Origin of the sequence: Haladaptatus sp., from assembly GCF_049589095.1 — an archaeon.
Classification (GTDB): domain Archaea; phylum Halobacteriota; class Halobacteria; order Halobacteriales; family Haladaptataceae; genus Haladaptatus.
Window position 1 is genome coordinate 1 of record NZ_JBAWAC010000408.1, and the last position, 2,957, is coordinate 2,957.

4 protein-coding genes are annotated in these 2,957 nt (G+C 62.4%); 1 reads left to right on the forward strand and 3 read right to left on the reverse strand.

What is annotated here, in order from left to right:
- Positions 1-104 precede the first annotated feature (104 nt).
- Complete coding sequence (locus WBV42_RS12805) at positions 105-1,352, reverse strand: OFA family MFS transporter (protein ID WP_423986375.1); 1,248 nt, start codon at positions 1,350-1,352, stop codon at positions 105-107.
- Between the two features lie 87 nt (positions 1,353-1,439).
- Here WBV42_RS12805 and WBV42_RS12810 point away from each other — a divergent pair, with 87 nt between their 5' ends.
- On the forward strand, positions 1,440-2,081 hold the full coding sequence (locus tag WBV42_RS12810) for an SdpI family protein (RefSeq protein WP_423986376.1): 642 nt from the start codon (positions 1,440-1,442) through the stop codon (positions 2,079-2,081).
- Positions 2,082-2,105: 24 nt separating this feature from the next.
- On the opposite strand, the gene WBV42_RS12815 is transcribed toward WBV42_RS12810, so the two are convergent.
- Together WBV42_RS12815 and WBV42_RS12820 are read right to left on the reverse strand one after the other, a co-directional pair.
- Positions 2,106-2,504 (reverse strand): TIGR03618 family F420-dependent PPOX class oxidoreductase, encoded by a 399-nt coding sequence (locus WBV42_RS12815; protein ID WP_066145110.1) that lies wholly within the window; start codon positions 2,502-2,504, stop codon positions 2,106-2,108.
- A gap of 72 nt (positions 2,505-2,576) precedes the next feature.
- A partial coding sequence (locus WBV42_RS12820) for a DUF3054 domain-containing protein (protein ID WP_423986377.1) occupies positions 2,577-2,957 on the reverse strand: 381 nt, incomplete at its 5' end.

The following is a 2,957-nucleotide window of genomic DNA, read 5'->3' on the forward strand; positions in this document are numbered from 1 at the left end:
ACGATGCTCATGATAGGCGTTGTCTGAATTTTTCGAGGGAGAATTACCGGCGATAATTGAGGTAGGGCGTCGATGATCGACGACCGAACGGCGGTATTCACCGATCAGTCGTGCGTGGGGGGACGAAGGAGCAACGCGCCGAGCGCCGCCACGATCGCGAGGACGCCGCCGATGAGGAACGCGACCGTCCATCCCATCGCCGTGACGAGAAAACCGGTAACTGCCCCGCCGAACACGCCGCCCCACATCTTCCCCGAGTAGAGCAGTGCGTAGTTCGCCGAGGAATGTTCCCGTCCGTAGTAGTCGCCGACGACGCTCGGGAACAGCGTGTACTGTGGGCTCCAGAAGAACGTGGCGACGATGACGGCGAGGACGAACCCGATGTCGGAGTTCACGTTCGCAAACCAGACGACGGCGAACAGACCGACGCCGCACAGGAAAAAGGAGACCGCCATCGCGCGCTCCCGATCGATCCGGTCGGACGCGTCGCCGATGATCAACCGCCCCGCCCCACCCGAAAGCGGCAGTACGATGGCGGAGACGGTTGCGATCATCGCCGCCAGCCCGAAGTGCTCGGCGAAGGAGACGACCTTCGCGGTCAGCATCAACCCCGCCCCGCTCGCGCAGACGAACATCACGTACATCACCCAGAACTGCCACGTTTCGGCCATCTCGCGCCACGTGTACTGCGGACCCGAAACCATCTCCGTCGCCTCGTCGCCGCCGTCGGCCGTCGCTTCGAGCCATCCCTTGGGCGGGTCGCGGAGCACGACCGCTCCGACGAGGATTCCGATACCGATGAGCAACCCCATGTTCCAGAGGACGCCCGGATAGCTCGATGCCGTCGCGTTGGCGCGCACGTACGGAACCACGAGCGCACTCCCCGCCGCGAACGCCATCGTCCCCAACCCGGTCGTCAGACCGCGCCGGTCGGGGAACCACTTCAGCGCCGTGTTCACCGCGACGGTGTAGACGATACCGACCCCGATGGCCCCGAGTGAGTAGAAGAGATACAGTTGCCAGACGCTCGTCGCACGCGACAGGGCGAGATAGCCACCTCCAGCGAGGATTCCCGCGATGAGCGTCAGCGCCCGTGGGCCGTGTCTGTCGCGCCACCAACCGACGGGGAACTGTGACCCCGCCTGAAAGATGACGAAGAGGGTGAACACCGCGCCGAGCGCCGCAGGATCGATGGCGAGGCGATTCGCGATCGGCGAACGGAGGGACGACCACACGTACTGATACGGGCTGACCAACCCCATCATCACGACCGCGGCGGCGACCTGCCACCATCTGGAGAACCCGAGCACGTCCTTGGCGCGGGCAGAATAATCGATATCGGTAGTACTCATGGCGCAACCGACCAACCGGATAACAATCAGAGTTGGGTTTGGGGAAACCCGCGTAAGTTTATGAGGGAATACGAACGATTATCCTCCATGAAGGGGAGAAAATCGTATCTCGTCGCGCTCGCACTCGTCGTCGTTTCGTTCGCCCTGAGCGTGTACTACTATCCCCGTATGCCGGACCAAATCGCGACCCACTGGAACGCGAGCGGGAACGCCGACGGCACGATGCCGAAGCTGTGGGGACTGTTCCTGCTCCCGACGATGACCGCGGGACTGCTCGTCCTCTTCGCCGCGATTCCGCGGATCGACCCACTCCGGGAAAACATCGCGGAGTTCCGGCGGTACTACGATCTGTTCATCGTCCTGTTCGTCGCGTTCATGCTGTACATGCAGGTGCTGATCGTCCTCTGGAACCTCGGCTACCGATTCGACTTCACGATGGTGCTGTCGCCAGCCATCGGCGTGCTGTATTATTTCATCGGCGCGCTGATGAGTCGCGTCGAACGGAACTGGTTCATCGGCGTCCGGACGCCGTGGACGCTTTCGGACGATAGGGTGTGGAAGAGGACCCACTCGCGTGCGGGGCCGCTGTTCAAAATCGCGGGGATCATCGCCATCCTCGGCGCGTTCGTCCCTCGGTATGCGATTTACCTCATGGTGGGCCCGGTCATCCTCGTCGCGGCCTATCTCATGCTGTACTCGTACGTCGAGTACCGGCGCGTCGCCGCGTGAAAACGCTATTTTCGTCGTCCCCGATCACCCGCCGTGGGCGATTACCTCGTCCGGACGGATTTTGAGCAGGACTCGCGCCGTCCGAATCTCCGGCTGATACTCCTCCCCCGTGTAGCGCTGAGATAGTTCGTCGATGTGCTCGCGGGCACCCTCCTCGGTCATCTCGTCGACTTCGCCGAGGACGGACAGCGCCCGATAACGGTTGTCCGGGTCGGTCATCCCCATCCCGACCTTCGGGTTCTCCCGCACGTTTCGTTCCTTGCGCCGACCGCGTTCGGTGTTGACGAGCACCCTGTCCTCGTCGGCATCGTAATCGACCCACACTGGGGTAACGTGCGGCAATCCTTCGGGTGTGAGCGTAGCGAAGTACGCGAAGACGGGCTTTTCGAACAGTTCGTGAAACTCGGATGGAATGGACGACATCAGGAACGGAGGACAACCGGGAATCACTTCACCCTACGGGCCACGGCGTTCGGCGACGGCAAAGTGACCGCGTTAGCGAATCGCGAACGTAACCCCGGCCAGGATTCGCCAGACGGTCAAGAACAGGATGCCGAAGCCGAGCATCACGAGGACGAAGCTGACCGGTGACTCGCCGTGGAAGAACGACGTCGCGCGGAGTGCGGCACCGATGAGCGCGGCGGTGATCCACGTTCCGTCCGCGAACAGCACCGAGGTTCGAATCGAGCGGCGGGCGCGGGAACTGTACAGGCCGACCACGAACGCGGATATCAACCATCCGATGAGGAACGGTGCGACGGTGTTAGCGAAGTAAAGTGGTTCTTGGAGGATGTTCTCGTGATGGCGAAGGCTCCCGACCGTCAGGAGCACCAGTAGAACCACGATATCACCGATGAAGAGTCCGGCCGTCGTTCC

Bases quoted from the DNA above. Each gene is read 5' to 3' on its own strand.
- WBV42_RS12805 (WP_423986375.1), bottom strand. From the start codon at position 1,352: ATGAGTACTACCGATATCGATTATTCTGCCCGCGCCAAGGACGTGCTC.
- WBV42_RS12810 (WP_423986376.1), top strand. From the start codon at position 1,440: ATGAAGGGGAGAAAATCGTATCTCGTCGCGCTCGCACTCGTCGTCGTT.
- WBV42_RS12815 (WP_066145110.1), bottom strand. From the start codon at position 2,504: ATGTCGTCCATTCCATCCGAGTTTCACGAACTGTTCGAAAAGCCCGTC.